Below are 19,622 nucleotides of genomic sequence, written 5' to 3'. Positions count from 1 at the left end.
AACACCCTGGTCCGGAACGGATTCGCAGCACCCAGGGCCGACGCCACCGCCACCGCCTCGTCCAACAACGCCAACCGCCGCCCAGGCAACTCCCGTACCACCGACGACGCACTGGCCTCCACCAGAACATACGCCAGCTTCGACCCATACACCTCCGGCTCCACCTGCGCCAACAGACGATAGATCCGCAACCCCTCCACACCACGCACCACCCGCCGGTTGGCACCCAGCAACTGGACCCTCGCCCGCACGACCATCTCCTGATCCACCGATCCCCCTCCGCTCCCCCACCCCCCCACCTGCACCCGCCCCACGACGAGACAGCACGACGAACCCGCCGGCACCCGACAACGGATACCGACACGAACGTCAGAGAATGGATGACGACGAGTCTGCGGGCACACCACCACCCCGAACAAGCCCCAACCAACGTGCGCTCCGTCCTACCGCACACCACGCCCGAACAGGCATAATGAACCTGACACTCACTCAAGCCCCCCCGCCTCCCCTGGCAGCACGAGGCCGAACGGTGAGTTTCCGCTCCGCTGCCAGTGGCGGGTGACGGGCCGCCGGTCATGGCAACACGTGCGGCGGAGATTACGGACGCGGATGCGCGAGAGCAGTACGCCGCTAGTCCGGCTGGGCGGCGAACAGTTCCAGGTGTGCGCAGGCGGGGCAACGGTAGGCATCGATCTGCCAGTGCGGCCGGCCCATCCTCCTGGCGTTGCCGAGCGGGCCTCGCTGAAGGGGGCCCGCGATCCACCGCGCGAACCCGCGAGCGCCTTGTCCGGAGTCCTCGACGAAGCCCGGCTCCAGCCCCACCGCACCGCATTGGGTGCACCGTATGTTGTTCATCATGGGAGTGTAGTGAGCAGTCGCGGGCGTCGGTCATGGGGAACAGTTCCCGTCGGCCTCCTCCCGCGTGACGCGCGGCAAACGGGCCGTGGTCTTTCGTGCACGGCGGCCCCGTCAGCCGTCTCGTCGCAGACCTGTTGGCTCGGTTCCGGTTCACGGCATGGCCGGCGACCGGTTCCAGGTGCCCAAGCAGGCGGACTTCCGCGTTGGCCGACCATGCGCTGCAGACGGCGTGGCCATCGCGCGGACGTCGTCGAGGAACGCCTGCGGTGAGACCGGACGGGCCAGGTTTTCCACCGTGTTCCCGGCTCTGGCCGACAGAGATCGGGCCGGTGGACGGCCCGCATCCTCGGACGGTCGGCGGGCAGGTCCGCGCGGACGGAGCTGTCTTCGGCGGCGCCGGAGGCCGGTAGTGCGTTCGTCGCCGTGAGCGGCCCGTTCTTCGGGATCCGCTTCACACGGCTTTAACGCCAGGGACACGGCGGGGAATCGGGAGCCACTGAGCATGTTTTTGGATCCAATCCAGCGCAGATTTAATCCATTCTCAGGATCGGTGCCCAAGGAGGCCCCATGCCGGACCACACATCTGGATCGCCCTCGACCGCCGCCGCCACCCCGTCGTCGGTGTCGGCGATCGCGTCGCGGGACGTCTCGCGCCGGACGATGCTCCGGGGGGCCGGACTGCTCGGCGTGGGCGTGGGGTTCGGGCTGCCCGCCCTGCTCACCGCATGCGGCGCAGCGGCCCAGGACGGGGGCGGCAGCGGCAAGGGCGGCACACTCACGCTGGCCATCGACGCCACCAGTGCCGTCAACGACCCTGGCTTCTACACCTCCCTGGGCGACTGGATGGCCGTCGACTGCATCTGCCGCGGTCTGACGTTCATCTCCTTCGAGACCAACGAGCCCACACCGGACCTCGCGGAGAAGTGGACCGTGTCCGATGACAAGCTCACCTACACCTTCACCCTGCGCAAGGGGGTGAAGTTCCACGACGGGACCACCCTCAGCTCCGCCGACGTACTCGCCAGCCTCGGCCGCCAGTTCGACCCCGACGACAAGACGCTGCCCAAGGGCGCGACCCGGCCGCTGGCGAGCATGGGCGCCAACGTCGCCTCGCTCACCGCGCCCGACGACATGACCGTGAAGATGGTCCTCAAGAAGCCCGACCGGACCGTGCTCGGCAAGCTCTCCGACATCGGCGGCCGGATCATCTCCAAGGCCGCACTGGACAAGTACGGCGCCGACATCGGCAAGCACCTGGTGGGCACCGGGCCGTTCGCCTTCTCCGCCGCCACCTCCGGGCAGTCCATCACGCTCAAGGCCTTCGACGGCTTCCGGCTGGGCAAGCCCCCCATAGACCGGCTGGTGCTGCGCCAGGTCCAGGATCCCTCCACCATCGTCAGCTCGCTGCTCAGCGGCGACGTGTCGGCCACCCAGTTCGCCCCGTACTCCGCCGTCTCGCAGCTGCGCAAGGACAGCGCGGTGAAGGTGTACGACACCCCGCACAACGCCGACGCCATCATGATGATCGACGCCCGCCGGGTCCCCGAGCTCAAGGTGCGCAAGGCCATCAACCTGGCCATCAACCGCAAGGCCATCCTCGCGCAGGCGTTCTACGGCGTCGGCGCCGAACCCCGGGGCTACGCCATCCCGCCGGCCCAGAGCGGTTACGACACCGCGCTCGCCGACCTCAGCACCCAGGACACCGCGCAGGCCAAGCAGCTGGTCGAGGAGGCCGGCGCGAAGGGCCGCACCATCCGGCTGATGGCCGCCAGCGACTCCTGGCACCCCAAGGCGGCCCAGATCATCGCCCAGAACCTCACCGACGTCGGCTTCAAGGTGGCCACCACCTCGGTGGACCCCGCCACCTATTTCAGCCGGCTCCTGGACGGCGAGGACGACTACCACGACCTGATGATCTGGGAGCGCAACACCTACGTGCCGGACCCCGACGACATGGTCGGCGCGATGGCGAGCCCCACCAGCATCTACGGCTCCAAGCTCTCCGGGATGGACACCCTGAAGGGCGCCGCCTCCCTGGCCGACGACCTCTACACGGCCAAGAACCTCACCGACACCAAGAAGCGCACCGCCGCCTACACGAAGATCCAGCGCCGATGGGCCGAGGAGTACATGGTCCTGTCGATGCTGGCCTGCTTCAGCAACCTGGTCGTCAGCGGTGCGGACGTGAAGGGCATGAACACCGACGCGCTGGCCAACCACCGCTGTTACATGGAGAAGGCCAGTGTCTGAGGCCGGCGCCGCGGTCGAGGTCGTGGCGGTGGAGCAGGCGGCCCCCGGTGCGGCGGCCTCCCCGGTCCGGTCCGGGGCGGTACGGCGGCTGCTGGGCGCGCTGCGCCGGCGCCGGGTGGCCCGTTCCTGGCCCGCCCTGCTCGCCTGGCTGCTGCTGGCCGCCATGGTGCTGGTCGCCCTGCTCGGACCGCTGCTCGTGACGGCCGACCCGCTGCGCCAGACCTCCTCGGCGCTGCTGGCGCCCGGGGCGCCGGGGCATCCGCTGGGCACCGACGACCTGGGCCGGGACGAGTTGGCCCGGCTGGTGCACGGGGCCCGCCCGCTGCTGCTGGTGTCCTTCGCGGCGACCGCGCTCGCGGCCGGGGCCGGCACGGTGGTCGGGCTGGTCGCCGGATACGCGGGCGGTGTGGTCGAGCAGGCGCTGATGCGACTGGTGGACCTGGCGCTGGCCTTCCCCTCGATCCTGCTGGTGATCCTGCTGGTGGCGGCGGCCGGACCGGGCACGGTCAGTCTGACCCTCGGCATCGGTGTCTCACTGGCACCGGGGCTGGCCCGGCTGGCCCGCACCCTGACCGCACGCGAGGCGGCCAAGGACTACGTGGTGGCCTGCCGGCTCGGCGGCACCGGGGCGCCCCGCATCCTGCTGCGTGAGGTGCTCCCCAACATCGGAGGCCCGCTGCTCGCCCAGGTCGTCATGACACTGTCGGTCGCGGCCGGCTTCGCGGCCGGGCTCTCCTACCTCGGTCTCGGCATCCAGCCGCCGACGCCGGACTGGGGCTACATGGTGCAGGCCGGGCAGGAGTTCGTGTACACCGCTCCCCGGCTGGTGGTACTGCCCGCGGCCCTCACCCTGGTGTTCGTCGTGGCGTGCAACTTCGCCGGCGACGATCTGCGGGACGCCCTCGACCCTCGGGGGACGGCATGAGCGCGGACACCGGGGTACTGACCCGGGTGCGTCTGCCCCGGCCGACGGGAGCGGCCTGGGTGTTCCTGCGCAGGCTGGCCGTGATCCCGGTCGTGCTGTTCGCGCTGGCCTCCCTGGTGTTCGTGGCGATACGGCTGCTGCCGGGCTCCCCGGCCACCTCGCTCGCGGCGGGCGGCGGCACCACCTCCGCCGGGCAGTTCGACGCCAACGAGGAACGGGTCACCAAGGCCCTCGGCCTGGACCAGCCGCTGCTCACCCAGTACGGCCACTTCCTCGACGACCTGGTCCATCTGCGGCTCGGTACCTCGTTCTACGGCTCCAACAGCGTCCTCCGCCTGCTGGGTGACGCGTTGCCCGCGACCGTGGAACTCACCCTCGCCGCCATGACGGTCGCGGTGCTGCTCGGCGTCGTCACCGGAGTCGTCGCGGCGCTGCGCCGGGGCAGCTGGATCGACACCTCGACCCGGGCCGTGGCAACCGTCAGCTTCTCGCTGCCCTGGTTCGCGCTCGGCGTGCTCGCCATCGTGGTGTTCGGCGTGTGGCTGCGCTGGCTGCCGGTCCTCGGCCGGCTGCCCAGCACCCTCGACTATCGGCCCACCACCGGCTTCGTCCTGCTCGACGCGATCCTCCAGGACCGGCCCGAACTGGTGGGGCCGTGGTTCCAGCACCTGATCCTGCCCGCCGTGACGCTCGCGCTGTCGATGGCCGGGTTCATCACCCGGATCGTGCGCGCCTCCGTCCTGGAGGTGCTCGGCGACGACTTCGTGCGCACCGCCCGGATGAAGGGCCTCGGCGAGGGCGCGGTGGTGCGCCGGCACGTGCTGCGCAACGCCTGGCTGCCCATCGTCACCGTCCTGGGGCTCCAGTTCGGGTCCCTGCTGGGCGGTTCGGTGGTCACCGAGACCGTCTTCTCCTACCCGGGCGTCGGACGGCTGCTCGTGCAGGGCGTGCTGCAGCGCGACTACCCGGTCGTGCAGGGCGCGGCCCTCGCGATCGCCCTGCTGTTCACCCTCGTCAACCACGCGGTCGACCTGCTCTACACGGTTCTCGACCCGCGTCTACGCAAAGGATGATCCCGATGGACATCGTGCTGGTCCACGGTGCCGGCGGACGGCCCACCACCTGGTCGGCGGTCCAACCGCTGCTCGCCGCCCACGGCCACCGGCTGGTCACGGTCACCAACCCGATGACCTCGCTCGCCGACGACATCGCCGAGACCACGGCCGCCCTCGCGGGCGCCCAAGGCCCGGTGCTGCTGGCCGGGCACTCCTACGGCGGCGCGGTGATCACGAACGTGGGACGCGACCCGCGGGTCGCGGGGCTGGTCTACGTCGCCGCGTTCGGGCCGGACGAGGGCGAGACCGTCAACGGGATCGTCGAGCGCTACGAGCCCGCGGAGATCTCCAAGTACATGCGGCGCGGCCCGAACGGCGAGTGGAAGTCCGAGCCGAGCGCGGAATTCTGGGCGGAGATCGGCCCGGACCTGTCGGAGGAACAGCGGGCGGTCGTCGAGGCAGAGGGACGGAAGGCCGAGAACCTGATCTTCACCCAGGCGACCGGGGTCCCGGCCTGGCGGTCGCTGCCCAGCTGGTACCTGGTCGCCGACGACGACCGCACCCTGCGCCCCGAGATCCAGAACTTCATGGCCGAGCGGATGAAGGCGACCGTCGAGCACGTCCCGGGCAGCCACTACACCACCCTGGTGTGGCCCGAGCGGGTCGCCGAGCTGATCCACCGGGCGGCACTGGCCGTGGGCGGTGCCGCATGAACGCGCCGGAGGGCGTGCACGACGCGACTGCGCAGGAGGACCTGCATGACGTGACCGCGGCGAAGGACGTGCACGACGTGACCGCGCCGGAGGACGTGCATGACGTGACCGCGGCGGAGGCGGCGCACGGCACGACCGCGTCGGAAAGCGCGCACAGCACGACCGGGGCTGAAGGCTCGCACGACGTGGTCCCTCCGGAGGCGGTGCTCGAAGTCCGTGGGCTGCGGGTGGGGTTCGACGTGTCGGCGGGCCGACTACCTGCCGTGGACGGCGTGGACCTGACGTTGCGCAGGGGCGAGATCCTCGCGCTGGTCGGCGAGTCCGGGTCGGGCAAGTCGGCGCTGTCGATGAGTCTGGTCGGCCTGAACCGCGGTCCGCGCACCCACATCGACGGATCTGTGTCCTTCCGGGGCCGGGAGCTGGTGGGGGCGTCCGAGCGGGAGCTGCGCCGGGTGCGCGGCAAGGACGTGGCGGTGGTCTTCCAGGACGCGCTGGCCGCGCTCAACCCGCTGCACCGGGCGGGCGCGCAGGTCGCGGAGACGATCCGCACCCATGGTGACGTCTCGCGCGCCACGGCCGCGAGCCGCGCCGTCGAACTGCTCGGCGAGGTCGGCATCGCGGGACCGGCGCGGGCCGCCCGCGCCTATCCGCACCAGCTCTCCGGCGGCATGCGCCAGCGCGTGATGATCGCGATGGGACTGGCCAACGACCCGGCGGTGCTGATCGCGGACGAGCCGACCACCGCGCTGGACGTGACCATCCAGGCCCAGGTGCTGGCGCTCCTGAAGCGGGTGCAGCGCGAGCACGGCACGGCCGTGCTGCTGATCACGCACGACCTGGGAGTGGTCGCGGAGGTCGCGGACCGGGTGGCGGTGATGTACGCGGGCCGGATCGTGGAGCAGGGCACCCGTGACGAGGTGCTGTTCGACCCGCAGCACCCGTACACGATGGGCCTGCTCGGCTCGGTGCCCCCGCTGCACGGGCCGGTGCCCGAGCGGCTGCCGGCCATCCCCGGCGCGCCGCCCGCCGGTGTCGGACGGCCGCCCGGCTGTGGCTTCCGGCCGCGCTGCGCGTTCGCCCACGACGGCTGCGACAGCCGCCCGGAGCTGCGGCGGCGCCACGGCGGCCCGGCTCATCTGGACGCCTGTGTGCTCACCGCACAGGCCCGGGTGCGGGCTCGGGCGGCCCAGGCTGCGGGAGCCGCCGTATGAGCGAGGTCCTGATGAGCGCCCGCGGACTGCGGGTCGAGTACGCCGGCCGGGCCGGCGGCCGGGTGCGCGCGCTGCGGGACGTCGACCTGGACATCGCCGAGGGCGAGACGCTGGGCCTGGTCGGTGAGTCGGGGTGCGGCAAGTCCACGCTCGGGCGGGCGCTGCTGCGCGTGGTGGAACCGTCGGCGGGCCGGATCGACTTCCTCGGCACCGATCTGACCCGGCTGCGCGGCCGGGCGCTGAAGCGGACCCGGGCCGAGCTTCAGATGGTGTTCCAGGACCCCTTCGGCTCGCTGAACCCGCGCCGTACCGTCGCCGACATCGTGGCCGAGCCGCTGCTGCGCTCCCGGGGCGCGAGCCGCGCCGAGGCGGAGCGTGCCGTCGCCGAACTTCTCGAACTCGTCGGGCTGGGGGCCGAGGCCGCCGGGCGCAGGCCGCACGAGTTCTCCGGCGGGCAGCGCCAGCGCATCGGCATCGCCCGGGCCCTGGCGTCCTCGCCGCGGTTCGTGGTGGCCGACGAGGCGGTCTCCGCGCTGGACGTGTCCATCCAGGCCCAGGTGCTGAACCTGCTCTCGGAACTGGTGCGCGACCGGGGTCTGACGATGCTGTTCATCTCCCACGACCTCGGTGTGGTGCGGCACATCGCCGACCGGGTCGCCGTGATGTACCTAGGCGAGATCATCGAGACCGCCTCCCGGGACGACTTCTTCTCCGGCCCGGCCCATCCGTACAGCAGCGCGCTGCTGGCCAGCGTGCCGGAGCTGCGGCCCGGCCCGGCCGTCGAACGGCAGCCCCTGGAGGGCGAACTGCCGGACCCGGCGGACCCTCCGGAGGGCTGTCTGTTCCGGACCCGCTGTCCGTTCGCCACCGACCTCTGCCGCACCCGGCACCCGGAACTGCGCGAGATCGCACCCGGCCGCCGCGTCCGCTGCCACCTGCCCCTCGGCCCCGTGCCCGTGAGTGAGGACCAGCTTTGATCATCGACGCCTACAACACCACCCAGGACGTACGCGGCCGTTCCGACTACCTGACGGGCGCCCGCAAGGGCGAGGCGCCGCCGCCCTACAAGCCCTTCGAGCCGCGCCGCATCCTCGACCGGATGGACGCGGCCGGGGTGGACATGGCGATGGTGTGCTCGCTCGCGCAGCGCATCGAGAACGACTTCATCGCCTCGCTGGTGGCCGCGCACCCGGACCGGTTCTTCGGCTTCGGCCAGGTGCTGCCTCAGGCCGACGACGCCGTCGAGGAGATCGACCGGATCGCCGACGCCGGGTTGGTGGGCCTGAAGCTGCACCCGAGTCTGCACGGCTACCACGTCGCCGACCACGGGCTCCTCGACCCGGTCTTCGAGGCTTGCGCCAGGCGCGGGTTGATGGTGCTGGTCAACGCCTTGGACGACGCCTTCTGTGCGCCGCTCGCCATCGAGGAGATCGCCCGGGACCACCCCGAGGTGCCGACGATCATCGCGCACATGGGCGCGGTGTGGAACGTGCCGGAGGCGATCATCGTGGCCGAACGGCAGCCGCACATCTACCTGGAGACCTCCGCGACGCTGATGAGCGACGTGAAGCGGGCCTACGCCCGGCTCGGCCCCCGGCAGATCCTGATGGGCAGCGAGTGGCCCGGCTCGGACTTCGACCTGGAGCGCATGAAGATCGCCAAGGCGATCGAGGACGAGAAGGATCGGGCGCTGGTCGAGGGCGGCAACATGGCCCGCCTGCTGGGGCTCGGCGCATGACCGCCGCGCCCGTGGCGGTCCCGCCGGAGATGACCGAGCAGGACGCCGAACTCCTTTCCGTGGCCCAGGCGTTGCTGGAGCGGGTGTGGCAGCGGGACCGGCACGAGGTGGCCACCGCCCTGCGCACCGCGGACGGCCGGATCCACACCGGCGTCCATGTCGAGGGCTCCTGCCGGCGCAGTTCGGTCTGCGCGGAGGGTGTCGCCCTGGGCACCGCGCGCGGCGCACTCGCGCCCGGTGCGCCGCTGGCGGTGACCTCGGTGGTGTCGGTGCAGATCAAGCCCGCCGGGCAGTTCCGCATCATCGCGCCGTGCGGGGTGTGCCGCGAACTCATCAGCGACTACTGCCCGGACGCCGTCGTGTGGCTCACCACGGTCGACGGCGACCGTCCCCTCCCGGCACGCGCGCTGGACCTGCTGCCGGAGAAGAGCCGACGCCGCTGGTGACCGGCGAACGAGACCCCCGTACCCCCGAGGACAGGAGAGACATGCCGTCCGTCATCACAGGGCCAGGCGGCCTGAGCGTGCCCACCGGGCTCGACGTGCCCGCACTCGCCGCGCAACTCGGCGGCAGCGGGAAGCCGTTGCCGTGGGAGGAGCTGACCTGGCCGGAGGCCGGGACCACGGTCGCCGCCGGTGACGCCGTGATCATCCCGGTGGGCGCCACCGAACAGCACGGCCCCCATCTGCCGCTGGCCGTGGACACCCGGATCTGCGAGGCGGTCGCCCTGGGCGTGTCCGCGCTGACCGGCGTACCGGTGCTGCCGCCGCTGGCCTTCGGCGTGTCCGCCTCGCACGGGGGCTTCGCCGGGACGGTGGCGCTGCGCCCCGAGACACTGATCGCCGTCGTCGAGGACGTCATCGACTCCCTGTACGCCAGCGGGGTACGGCAGTTCGTCCTGCTCAACGGCCACATCTGGAACAACGGCGCGCTCGACGTGTCCGCCGAGAAACTGAGGGTGCGTCACCGGGACGCCCGGGTGCGGGCGTTGGGGTACGTGACGATGTACCCCGGGCCCGAGGTCGACGGCCATGTCACGTACGGGCGTGCGCTGATGCACGCCAACTACTTCGAGACCTCGGTGATGCTGCACCTGGCGCCCGACCTGGTGCGGATGGAGCGGGCCACCTCGCACGTCGACGTCGACTCCTTCTGGGACTACCGCATGGACCAGGTCAGCGAGACCGGGGTGTGGGGCAGGGACGTCACCGAGGCGAACGCGGACCACGGGCGGGCGGAGTTCGACCGCTGTGTGCTCACCACCGCCCGCGCGGTCTCGGCGGCCGTGCGCGAGCCCTGGCCCAGCGCGGCCCACCGGCCCGGCGATCCGGCCTGACCCGTCTGGCCTGAGCCGTCCCGCCTGAGCCGTCCCGCCTGAGCCGTCCGGCGTGAGCCGTCCCGCCCGAGGTAGCGCGCCTCAGCCGTCTCGCCCGCGGAACCGCGCCGCCCGTTGCACGAACGACAAGGAGAATCCCCTTGGACCCCAGCATCACCCTGCCCAGGCTGCCCGCGTGCGAGCCCATGCTCATCGGCGGCACCTGGACCACGGGCACCTCGGACCGGCGCATCCCGGTCCTCGACCCGGCCACCCGCGAGACGTTGACCACGATCGCCCAGGCGGACGCCACCGACGTGGCCGCGGCGGTGGCCGCGGCCTCGGCGGCGCACCGCGACGGCCGCTGGCGCGCGCTGCCGCCCCGGGACCGGCGGGACGTCCTGCTGCGGCTGGCGGACCTGGTGGAGCGGGACGCCGAGGCGCTGGCGGTCCTGGACACCCTGGACAACGGCAAGGCCATCGAGCGGGCCCGCGGTGACGTGGAGCTGGGTCTCCAGGCGATCCGGCACTTCGCGGGCGCACCGGCCCGGTTGACCGGCACGGTGCATCCCGCGGGGCCCGGCCGGCATGTGTACAGCGTCCGGGAGCCGGTGGGCGTGGTGGCGGCCGTACTCCCCTGGAACTTCCCCTTCATGATCGCCGCCTGGAAGCTCGCCCCGGCCCTGGCCGCCGGCTGCACGGTGGTCGTCAAGCCCGCGGAGCAGACCCCGCTGACCGCGTTGCGGCTGGCCGCGCTGTGCCTTGAGGCCGGTGTGCCGGAGGGCGTCGTCAACGTGGTGACGGGCGACGGGCGCACCGGGGCGGAGCTGGTCGCGCATCCCGACGTGGCCAAGGTGTCGTTCACCGGGTCCACCGACGTCGGGCGGCTGATCATGGCCGCGGCGGCGCCGTCCGTGAAACGGCTCACGCTCGAACTGGGCGGCAAGTCCGCCAACATGGTGTTCGCCGACGCCGACCTGGACGCCGCCGTACCGGCCGCCGTGCGGGCCGTGTTCGGGCACTCGGGACAGATGTGCACGGCGGGCAGTCGACTGCTGGTGCAGAGAACGGTGTTGGCGGAGTTCCTGGACCGGATGCTGCCGGCCGTGGAGGCGTTGCGGATCGGTCCCGGGCTCTCCGGCGGGATCAACATCGGCCCGCTCGTCTCCCAGGAGCAGTTCGACCGGGTCACGGGCTACCTGGACCTGGGACTCGCCGAGGGCGCGAAGGCGGCCACCGGCGGCGAACCCCTGCCGGGACCCGGCTGGTTCGTGCGGCCCACGGTGTTCACCGACGTCACGCCCGACATGCGGATCGCCCGGGAGGAGATCTTCGGGCCGGTCGCCGCGGTGTTCCCCTTCGACACCGAGGAGGAGGCGATCGCGCTCGCCAACGACAGCGACTACGGGCTCGCGGCGGGCGTGTGGACCACCGACCTCGGCCGCGCGCACCGCGCCGCGGCGGCGCTCCAGGCGGGCACCGTGTGGGTGAACACCTACAACGAGTTCGATCCCGCCGTGGCGTTCGGCGGCAGCAAGCAGTCCGGTCTGGGCAGGGATCTCGGCGACGCGGCGGTCGACGGGTTCACCGAGCCCAAGAGCATCACGATGGCGCTGTGAGCGCCCCCGTGACGGCGGTGCCGCCGGCTCCCGCCGGATTCGACGTGGCCGCCGAGCGGGCCCGCACCCCGGGCTGTGCGACCGGACACCACTTCAACGCGGCCGGTGCCGCGCTCCTCGCCTCGGACACGGTCGAGGCGGTCATCGGCCAGTTGCGCGCCGAGAGTCTGCACGGCGGCTACGAGGCAGCCCGGCTCGCCGCCGACGGCCTGGCGGCCGTCTACACCCGTACCGGCCGCCTGCTCGGTGTCGACGCCGACGAGATCGCGCTGGTCGAGAGCGCCACCGCCGGCTGGCAGCGCATCGTGTCGGCGCTGCGGCTGCGCCCCGGGGACCGGGTGCTCGCCGCCCGTTCCAGCTACGTGAGCAGCGCCCTGCACCTGCTGGCCGCCGAGCGCGACACGGGACTCCGGGTGGAGGTGCTGCCCAACGGGCCGGACGGCGCGACCGATCTGGCGGCCCTGGAGCGGGCGCTGCGCACGGGTCCCGCCGCGCTGGTGACCGCGGCGCACGTGCCGACCTCGTCGGGCCTGGTCGAACCGGCCGCGGGCATCGGCGCGTTGAGCGCCGAGCACGGGGTGCCGTTCCTGCTCGACGCCACCCAGTCGCTCGGCCAGCTGCCCGTCGACATGCCGGCCCTAGGCTGCGATCTGCTGATCGGCACCGGCCGCAAGTTCCTTCGCGGTCCGCGCGGCACGGGCCTGCTGGCGGTACGCCGTCCGCTCCTGGAACGGCTCGCACCCGAGGCTCCGGACGTCCGCGGGGCCCGCTGGACGGCCGAGCGCAGCTGGGAACTGGCCCCCGACGCACGGCGGTTCGAGCTGTGGGAGGCCGCCCACGCGCTGCGGCTCGGCCTGGGCTCGGCACTTGCCGACCTGCACGCGCTCGGCCCCGCGACCGTCTTCGCCCGCCTCTCCGCCCTCGCCGCGCGCCTGCGCGAGAGGCTCGGCACGGTCCCGGGAGTACGGCTCACCGACCCGCCGGCGGCGGGCGGGGCGATCGTCACCTTCGTGGTGGAGGGGCTCGACGCGGGCGAGGTCCAACGGCGCCTGGCGCTGCGGCGGGTGTACCTGATCGCCGTGCCAGCCGACCACGGCCGCTGGGACATGGACCCGCGCGGACTGGCCAAGGTGGTGCGGGCGTCGGTGCACGTGTACACCGACGACGGCGACCTGGACGCCCTGGTGGAGGCGGTCGCGGAGATCGCCGCGGACGCCGGTGGAAAGGACCGTACGGTGTCGGCGGCGGCCACCGATGCCACGGACGCAGCGGCGGACATCGCTCGGATCCCTGCCCGCCTCCCGCGCGCCCGGCCCGTCCGGGCGCCCGGGGCCGGTCGCCGGGACGCCGTGGTGGTGGGGCTCGGCGTGCACGGCGGCGCGGCGCTGCGGCAGCTCGCCGAGCGGGGGCTGGACGTGCTCGGGTTGGAGCAGTTCGGGGCGGGGCACGACCGGGGCTCCTCGCACGGAGCCACCCGGATGATCCGCCGGGCCTATCCGCACCCCGACTGGGACGGACTGGTCGACACCGCCTACCGCGCCTGGGCCGAGCTGGAACAGGCCGCCGGAACCCGGCTGTTGGACATCACCGGCGGGCTCTACGCGGCCCCCGGGGAGCGGCCCGATCCGCTGCGCGGTCCCGGCTGCCGGACGGTGGACCGGACGGCCGCGGCCCGGATCTTCCCGGGGCTGCGGCTGCCCGAGGGGTTCACGGCGGTCCACGACCCGGCCGCCGGGATCATCGACGCCCCCGCGACCCTGCGCGCCCAGCTCTCCCTCGCGGAGCGGGCCGGGGCCACGATCGCCGACCGCACCCGGGTCACGGGCTGGCGTCCGGACGGCGACGGGGTCGTCGTCCGGACGGCGGACGGGGAGGTGCGGGCCCGTCGGCTGGTGCTGTGCGCCGGGCCGTGGACGCCGTACCTGGTGCCGTCGCTGGCCTCGCACCTGACGGTCACCCGGATCGTGAACGCGTACTTCGCCGCGGATCCGGCGGGGCCGCTGGGGCCCGGCGGGCTGGGCAGCTTCTCGGTCGATCTGCCGGAGGGGCTGCTCTACGGCTTTCCGGCTGCCGACGGCCCGGGGCTGAAGGCCGGCCTGGACGCCGGTCCCGCGTGGGATCCGGATGCGGTCAGACCCGCCGCGACCGCCGACGAACTCGCCCTGCTGACGAGGGCGGTGGCCCGGGTGCTGCCCGGTGCGGGCCCGGTCACGGAGAGCCTGACGTGCCTGTACACCATGACACCGGACCGGCGGTTCCTGGTCGGCGAGGTGCCCGGGGTGCCGCAGGCGCTGCTGGCCTCGGCCTGTTCGGGGCACGGCTTCAAGTTCGGCCCGGCGATCGGGGCCGCCCTGGCCGACCTGGTGTGCGAACTCCCGCGCCCGGACCTGGACTTCCTCTCCCCCGCGCGGCTGGTGGCCGGCGGTGCCCGGTGAGGGCCGCCACCGGGGCGGCCGGGACGGGGGCGGCCGGAGCCCGGCGCGGGTCAGCCGTGGAAGACGGTCTGGGAACGGCGCTCGTACCAGGCGGTCAGGTGTTCGCCGGCGCTGATGACGTGCTCGCGCATCGCCTCCTGTGCCCGGTCCTCGTCCCGGTCGGTCAACGCGGCGACGACGGCGTCGTGCTGACGGACGTTCAGCTGACGGTGGCGCTCGTCGCCGGTCAGGGCCAGCGAGGACACGTTGCGCGGGAAGCTCTCGTTGATCCGGTCGATCATCCGGCTCAGCCAGGGGTTGTCCGCCGCCTGGCAGACCACGGTGTGAAAGCAGTCGTTGGCCCGGGTGGTGTCCGGGGCGCCCGCGCCGTACGTACCGGTGCCCTCGGCCGCCGCACGCAGCACGTCGTTGTGGCGGCGCAGCTCGGCGAGCTGGCTGTCGGTGATGCGGGCGGCCGCGCGCCGGGCGGCCAGGGCCTCCAGCTCGGCACGCACCTCGTAGGCCTGACGCACCTCCCAGGGCGCCGGCACCCGCACCACCGCGCCGCGGTGCGGCTGCATCTCGATCAGCCCGCCGTTCTGCAGCTGGCGCAGCGCCTCGCGCACCGGAGTGCGGCTGACCCCGAACTCGGCGGCCAGGGCCGCCTGGCGCAGCGGTTTCCCGATCGGGAGCTCCCCGTCCATGATCCGCGCGCGGATACGGGCAGCGATGTCGTCGACGAGGGCGCCTTCGTCGGTCTGGGGCGTCATCGGAGTGGGTCTCACCCTTCTCGGGGGCTGACGGGAGCCGCGCGGTGGTGGAGAAGTCTGTCACGCCGCCGCCGTCCACTGTTCATCGACATTGGATCCATTTACAGACTATCCGCATCCAATAGGAGTGTGTCATGCATCTCGATGTGACCAAGGCCATCGATGTCTCGGTGCCGATCCACCCCGGCATGCTGCACTGGGGCCGGCGGCCCGAGGTGGAGGTCGTCGAGTCGCGTACGGCGGGCGACCCGTCCAACGTCAGCCGCTGGCGCATCGGGGCCCACACCGGGACGCACATCGACGCCCCGGCCCACTTCGTCGACGGTGGGAAGACCGTGGACCGGCTGGACCTGTCGGCCCTCAACGGTACGGCCCGGGTGCTGGACCTGACCCATGTCGAGGAGCAGATCACCGCGGCCGACCTCGACGCGGCGGGCCTCGGCTCGGAGGAGCGGGTGCTGCTGCGCACCAGCAACTCGGCGGGGGTGCTGCGCAGCCCGTGGAAGGCCCGGCAGTGGGTCGGCCTGGCCCCGGACGGCGCCGAACGGCTGATCGAGGCGGGGGTGCGCACGGCGGGCATCGACTACCTCAGCATCGAGGCGGTCGCCTACACCACGCACTGGGAGACCCACCAACTGCTGTGCGGTGCGGACGTGTTGATCCTGGAAGTGGTCGACCTGCTGCACACCCCGGCCGGGGTCTACGACATGCTGTCGCTGCCGATACCCCTCCAGGGCGCCGAGGCGGCCCCCTCGCGCACACTGCTGCTGCCCCGGGACGCCGCGTGACCCCGGCCGGCGCACTGGCCCTGGCCGCCCCGCACCCCGCGGCGCTCACCGCGGCCCGGCGGGCGGCCGGGCGCAACGGCAACGCGATGGACGCGGCGCTGGCCGCCGCGGCCGCGCTGACCGTCGTGTACCCGCACCAGTGTTCTCTCGGCGGCGATCTGATCGCCCTGGTCCACGCGCCGGACGGCAGGGTGCGCGCGGTGCTGTCCGTCGGGGCGGCCGCGGCGGGCACCGACGTCGAGGCACTGCGCGCGGCGGACTCCCGGATGCCGGCCCAGGGTCCGCAGACCGTCACCGTGCCGGGCGTGGTGGCGGGCTGGGCGGCGCTCGCCGAGGCGTACGGCACGCCGGGGGCGCTCGCCACCGCGCTGCGGGACGCCGCCGCACTCGCCGCGGAGGGGGCGACGGTCTCGGCCGGACTGGCACGCGCGGTGCGGGACAACGAGGCGCGCGTCAAGGCCGACCCGGGCCTGTGCACGCTGCTGACCGGTCCGGACGGCCGCCCGGTGACGGAGGGCGACCCGCTGCCCCAGCCCCGGTTGGCGCAGGTCCTCGACGAACTCGCCGCCGACCCCTCGTCGTTCTACCGGGGCGCGGTCGCCGGGACCCTCGCCGCCGGCCTGCACGACCTCGGCAGCCCGCTCACCGCGGCCGACCTGGCCGCACACCAGGCCGAGTTCACCGATCCGGTCGAAGTGGAAGTGGAACTCGTGGGAGCCGGGGCGGTGGGTGTGCGCTGGTGGGCCGCGCCCCCGCCCAGTCAGGGTGCCGTGCTGCCCGCCCTGCTGTCCGCGGTGGCCGGTGCCGCGGGCCGCTCGGCGGTCGAAGGCACCCGGGTGCTGGCCGCCCGTTGCCAGGACGCCTCCGCCGCCCGGGACCGGCTGCTCGGTGACCCGCGCGGGCAGCGGCTCGACCTGGACGGGCTGCTCGACCCGGCGCCGCTGGCCGGCGCGCTCCCGCCCCGGCCGTCGTTCCGGCCGGCCGGTGACACGGTCGCGGTGACGGCCGTGGACTCCTCCGGGCTCGCGGTCTCGCTGATCCAGAGCGTCTACCAGACCTTCGGCTCCGGACTGTGCGACCCGGGCACCGGGATCGTGCTGCACAACCGGGGCTCGGCGTTCAGTCTGCTGCCCGGCCATCCCGGCCTGCTGCGCCCGGGCGCGCGCCCGCCGCACACGCTGTGTCCGGTGATCGGCCGCTCCCCCGCGCTGCTGCTGGCGGCCGGCTGCCAGGGCGGCCGGGCCCAGCCGCAGATCCTCGCCCAGACCCTGCCCGCGCTGGCCGACCCGGACGCCGACCCGGACGCCGTACTGGCGGCCCCGCGCTGGGTGATCGGCGCCCGGGACATCGGCTTCGAGGAGCAGACCCTGCTCGCCGAGCCCGGCTCGGTAGCGGAGTCGACGCCCGCCGTGTCACCCGGACTTCCCGTGGTCACCGCACCGGGTCCGAGCGATCTGGCCGGACACGTCCAGGTGGTCCGGCTCATCCACGACGGCCGCCTGGACGCCGCCTCCGATCCCCGCGCCGACGGCGGCACGGCCCACCTGGCAGCCGTCGCCCCCGCCGCGCCTCGCACCGCCCGTACTACCCGCACCGCCCGCAGCACCGGCAACGCCCCGGAAGGAACCCCCGTATGAGCACCCTCGCACCCCGCCCCGAGTCGGCTGCCGCACCCCACCCGCTGGATCCGCTGTCCGTCGCCGAACTGGCCGTCGCCGTCAAGGTGTTGAAGGACGACGTCCGGGTCACCGAGGACGTCCGGTTCTGGGGCGTCGCCCTGGACGAGCACCACGCGCGCACCGCCCGCCCCGGCGACGCCCGGCGGGCCCGCGCGGTGGTGATCTGCCCCTCCGCGCGCCTCGGGTACGAAGTCGACCTGGAACTCGGTGCGGAGCCGCGTGCGACGGCCTGGCGCGAGCTGGACGTGCGCAGTCCCGGCTGTTCCTCGGAGGAGGCCCGGCAGGCCGCCGCCGCATGCCGGGCGGACCCGCGGTTCCGGAAGGCGCTCGCGCTGCGCGGCATCCACGACGTGTCGCTGGTGATGGTCGACCCGGAGTCGATCGGCGGCTTCGAACCGCCCGAGCACCCGGGCCGCCGGCTGACCTGGGGCAGTGTGTGGCACCGCGAGTCGGAGGACGACAACGGCTACGCACGGCCCGTCCAGGGCGTGGTGCCGATCATCGACATGGAGTCGATGGAGGTGCTGTACATCGAGGACCACGGGGTGGTGCCCCTGTCGGAGGAGTCCGGGGTGTTCGCCGCCGGGACCGTGCCCGAGCGGGCGGGCTTGCGGCCCCTGGAGGTGGTCCAGCCCGAGGGACCGAGCTTCACCGTGACCGGGCAGCGGGTGGACTGGCAGGGCTGGTCGGTGCGCGTCGGCTTCAGCCACCGCGAGGGTCTCGTGCTGCACGACCTGAGTTTCGACGCGGGCGGTCGGGGGCCGCGCGAGGTGATCCGCCGGGCCTCGGTCAACGAGATGTACGTGCCGTACTTCGACACCGCCTCCACCCAGTACCGCAAGAACTTCTTCGACTGGGGCGAGTACGGCGCCGGGCCGCTCACCAACTCCCTCGCCCTGGGCTGCGACTGCCTCGGCGTCATCCACTACTTCGACGCGGCGGTCCTCGGCGGCGACGGCGTGCCCCGGGTCATCCCCAACGCGGTCTGCATGCACGAGGAGGACGACGGGATCCTCTGGAAGCACCACGACGGGCGCACCGGCCGCACCGAGGTGCGCCGCTCCCGTCGTCTGATCATCTCGGCGTTCGCGACGGTCGCCAACTACGACTACGGCTTCTACTGGTCCCTGTACCAGGACGGCTCGGTCATGCTGGAGATCAAGATGACCGGCATCCTGTCCGCGACCGGTGTCACGGCGGACGAGGAGACGCCGTACGCCCGGCGGGTGGCCCCGAACGTGGCGGTCACCAACCACCAGCACTTCTTCGCCGTACGCCTGGACATGGCGGTGGACGGGACGGCCAACCGGCTGGTCGAGGTGACCGCCGAGCACGAGAGCGACCCGGCGCTCGACCCGTACGGCAACGCGGCGCGGACCGTGCTGCGGCCGGTGCTCAGCGAGGCAGAGGGCGGGCGGTCCACGGACGCCTCGCGGGCCCTGCACTGGCGGGTGGAGAGCACGGAGGCGCGCAACCGGATGGGCGAGCCGACCGCGTACCGGGTGCACGTGGAGAACACGGCGGCGCTGCCGGTGCGTCCGGACAGCGTGTGCGCGCGGCGCGCGCCGTTCGTGGCGAAGCAGCTGTGGGCGACGGAGTACGACCCGGCGCGGCGGTTCGTGGCGGGCGAGTACCCCAACCAGGCCGAACCCGGCGCGGACGGGGTGCACCGCTGGCAGGAGGAGGACCGTTCGCTGGACGGCACGGAGCTGGTGCTGTGGGCGACGGTCGGCTCGCACCACTTCCCGCGTCCCGAGGAGTGGCCGGTGATGCCGGTGGCCCGGGCCAGGCTGCGGCTGGAGCCGGACGGCTTCTTCGACCGCAACCCCGCGCTGGACGTCCCGGCCCCGGTCTCCTGCCATCCGCCGGCCACCGCGGCGGCCCCGGACGGCGGGCACTGCTGCTCCGGATGACCACGGCACAGCCGCTCGCCGCGCTCGTGGTGCTGGTCGTGACGGGTGTGGCCCTGTTCACCGCCGGTGCCTCCCCGGTCGGCGGCGGGCACGCGGGGCACGCGGCCGCGGGCACCGGGTACGGCTCGGCGGATCCGACGGTCGCCGTCGGCCTCGTGGGTGCGGTACTCGCGGTCACGTGGGCCATGGCGTGGCCCGCCCTCCGGGTGGTGCTGGTGCCCGGGGCGCGGCGGCTGACCGGGCGGTGTGTGCTCACCGCCGCGGCGGCCGCGGCCGTGCTCGCCGTCCCGTTGCTGCTGGTGCGGACGCCGGGCGGGACGGACGCGCATGTGTGGGCGATGGTCCGCTTCGAGTCGCTGGCGGTGCTGGGACCG

The 19,622-nt window shown here is 73.3% G+C and carries 17 protein-coding genes; 14 read left to right on the top strand and 3 right to left on the bottom strand.

What is annotated here, in order from left to right:
* Together ACFWPQ_RS20515 and ACFWPQ_RS20510 are read right to left on the bottom strand one after the other, a co-directional pair.
* A partial coding sequence (locus tag ACFWPQ_RS20515; protein ID WP_384036361.1) for a hypothetical protein occupies window positions 1–269 on the bottom strand: 269 nt, incomplete at its 3' end.
* Window positions 270–630: 361 nt separating this feature from the next.
* Complete coding sequence (locus ACFWPQ_RS20510) at window positions 631–822, bottom strand: hypothetical protein (protein ID WP_384036380.1); 192 nt, start codon at window positions 820–822, stop codon at window positions 631–633.
* A 603-nt stretch (window positions 823–1,425) separates the two neighbouring features.
* Between ACFWPQ_RS20510 and ACFWPQ_RS20505 the strand changes: the two genes are divergently transcribed.
* From ACFWPQ_RS20505 to solA, 11 genes are all read left to right on the top strand, one after another.
* A complete protein-coding gene (locus tag ACFWPQ_RS20505; protein WP_384036358.1) occupies window positions 1,426–3,108 on the top strand; it encodes an ABC transporter substrate-binding protein in 1,683 nt (560 codons plus the stop codon).
* Complete coding sequence (locus tag ACFWPQ_RS20500) at window positions 3,101–4,033, top strand: ABC transporter permease (RefSeq protein WP_384036355.1); 933 nt, start codon at window positions 3,101–3,103, stop codon at window positions 4,031–4,033. Before ACFWPQ_RS20505 ends, ACFWPQ_RS20500 begins: the two co-directional genes overlap by 8 nt.
* The gene (locus ACFWPQ_RS20495; RefSeq protein ID WP_384036352.1) at window positions 4,030–5,106 is read left to right on the top strand and encodes an ABC transporter permease; all 1,077 of its coding nucleotides are present in this window, start codon (window positions 4,030–4,032) and stop codon (window positions 5,104–5,106) included. The genes ACFWPQ_RS20500 and ACFWPQ_RS20495 overlap by 4 nt, the downstream gene beginning before the upstream one ends.
* 5 nt (window positions 5,107–5,111) lie before the next feature.
* Window positions 5,112–5,801 (top strand): alpha/beta hydrolase, encoded by a 690-nt coding sequence (locus ACFWPQ_RS20490; RefSeq protein WP_384036349.1) that lies wholly within the window; start codon window positions 5,112–5,114, stop codon window positions 5,799–5,801.
* A complete protein-coding gene (locus ACFWPQ_RS20485; protein WP_384036346.1) occupies window positions 5,798–7,012 on the top strand; it encodes an ABC transporter ATP-binding protein in 1,215 nt (404 codons plus the stop codon). Before ACFWPQ_RS20490 ends, ACFWPQ_RS20485 begins: the two co-directional genes overlap by 4 nt.
* Window positions 7,009–7,989 carry an ABC transporter ATP-binding protein gene (locus ACFWPQ_RS20480; protein WP_384036343.1) on the top strand — a complete coding sequence of 327 codons (981 nt, stop codon included), beginning with the start codon at window positions 7,009–7,011 and terminating at the stop codon, window positions 7,987–7,989. Before ACFWPQ_RS20485 ends, ACFWPQ_RS20480 begins: the two co-directional genes overlap by 4 nt.
* Window positions 7,986–8,750, top strand: coding sequence for an amidohydrolase family protein (locus ACFWPQ_RS20475; RefSeq protein ID WP_384036341.1), 765 nt, complete (start codon window positions 7,986–7,988; stop codon window positions 8,748–8,750). Before ACFWPQ_RS20480 ends, ACFWPQ_RS20475 begins: the two co-directional genes overlap by 4 nt.
* The gene (locus ACFWPQ_RS20470) at window positions 8,747–9,196 is read left to right on the top strand and encodes a cytidine deaminase (protein ID WP_384036338.1); all 450 of its coding nucleotides are present in this window, start codon (window positions 8,747–8,749) and stop codon (window positions 9,194–9,196) included. The genes ACFWPQ_RS20475 and ACFWPQ_RS20470 overlap by 4 nt, the downstream gene beginning before the upstream one ends.
* 41 nt (window positions 9,197–9,237) lie before the next feature.
* Window positions 9,238–10,086: a creatininase family protein gene (locus ACFWPQ_RS20465; RefSeq protein ID WP_384036335.1), complete on the top strand. Its 849-nt coding sequence runs from the start codon at window positions 9,238–9,240 to the stop codon at window positions 10,084–10,086.
* Between the two features lie 140 nt (window positions 10,087–10,226).
* Window positions 10,227–11,684 (top strand): aldehyde dehydrogenase family protein, encoded by a 1,458-nt coding sequence (locus tag ACFWPQ_RS20460; protein WP_384036332.1) that lies wholly within the window; start codon window positions 10,227–10,229, stop codon window positions 11,682–11,684.
* The gene (gene solA / locus ACFWPQ_RS20455) at window positions 11,681–14,119 is read left to right on the top strand and encodes an N-methyl-L-tryptophan oxidase (RefSeq protein WP_384036329.1); all 2,439 of its coding nucleotides are present in this window, start codon (window positions 11,681–11,683) and stop codon (window positions 14,117–14,119) included. Before ACFWPQ_RS20460 ends, solA begins: the two co-directional genes overlap by 4 nt.
* Before the next feature lie 50 nt (window positions 14,120–14,169).
* Here the strand turns inward: solA and ACFWPQ_RS20450 are convergent, their stop codons facing one another.
* Entirely contained in the window at window positions 14,170–14,868 is a 699-nt protein-coding gene (locus tag ACFWPQ_RS20450) for a GntR family transcriptional regulator (protein WP_384036326.1), read from the bottom strand.
* Window positions 14,869–15,002: 134 nt separating this feature from the next.
* Here ACFWPQ_RS20450 and ACFWPQ_RS20445 point away from each other — a divergent pair, with 134 nt between their 5' ends.
* Genes ACFWPQ_RS20445 through ACFWPQ_RS20435 form a run of 3 tightly spaced genes read left to right on the top strand, consistent with a single transcriptional unit; the run spans window position 15,003 to window position 19,248 of the window.
* The gene (locus tag ACFWPQ_RS20445; protein WP_384036323.1) at window positions 15,003–15,656 is read left to right on the top strand and encodes a cyclase family protein; all 654 of its coding nucleotides are present in this window, start codon (window positions 15,003–15,005) and stop codon (window positions 15,654–15,656) included.
* Entirely contained in the window at window positions 15,653–17,293 is a 1,641-nt protein-coding gene (locus ACFWPQ_RS20440) for a gamma-glutamyltransferase (RefSeq protein ID WP_384036320.1), read from the top strand. Before ACFWPQ_RS20445 ends, ACFWPQ_RS20440 begins: the two co-directional genes overlap by 4 nt.
* Entirely contained in the window at window positions 17,290–19,248 is a 1,959-nt protein-coding gene (locus ACFWPQ_RS20435; RefSeq protein ID WP_384036317.1) for a primary-amine oxidase, read from the top strand. The genes ACFWPQ_RS20440 and ACFWPQ_RS20435 overlap by 4 nt, the downstream gene beginning before the upstream one ends.
* The last annotated feature ends 374 nt before the right edge of the window (window positions 19,249–19,622 follow it).

Origin of the sequence: Streptomyces sp. NPDC058464 (genome assembly GCF_042721035.1) — a bacterium.
Classification (GTDB): Bacteria; Actinomycetota; Actinomycetes; order Streptomycetales; family Streptomycetaceae; genus Streptomyces.
The sequence above is the reverse complement of the archived record's forward strand: the minus strand, read 5'-3'. Positions and strand labels throughout refer to the sequence as shown.